The 408-nt window shown below is 50.5% G+C and carries 1 pseudogene; it reads left to right on the forward strand.

From position 1 onward, the window contains the following. Positions 1-135: 135 nt before the first annotated feature. A pseudogene (locus A3714_RS17670) lies at positions 136-408 on the forward strand (hypothetical protein); the annotation flags it as partial.

A 408-nucleotide genomic window follows, 5' to 3' on the forward strand; every position in this document is an offset into this window, starting at 1 on the left:
GCGAGCAGGGCTTTGGGAGAAGTTGTCTTGCTCATGGGTTTTACTTAGACTAGCCTGCAATTGTAAAAAATAATCAAGAAAACCAGTGCAACTATTTGAATTATTTCATTTTTAGTCGGTGCGTTACACGAATCTATGAATATCTTAGTCATTAACAGCAAGCGTGGCCATTCGCGAACACTGCCGGTACCCCGTCATTGGCCCTGGTTGCTGGCTGCTGTGTTGGTGGTCGTGCCGCTGCTCTCGGGCGTTGGCGGTTACCTGCTGGTATCGCAACTCAGCGAGCAACCTGAGTATACGCCAGTAATGACCGAACGTTTCTCCACCCATCTGGAGGAACAGCAGAAAGCCCTGGAATCGCTGGATCGTCTCAGCCAGGAACAATTCCGGGCGCTGACCCTGAAACTG

This window comes from Alcanivorax sp. HI0007 (assembly GCF_001635525.1).
In the GTDB taxonomy this organism is placed as follows: Bacteria; Pseudomonadota; Gammaproteobacteria; order Pseudomonadales; family Alcanivoracaceae; genus Alcanivorax.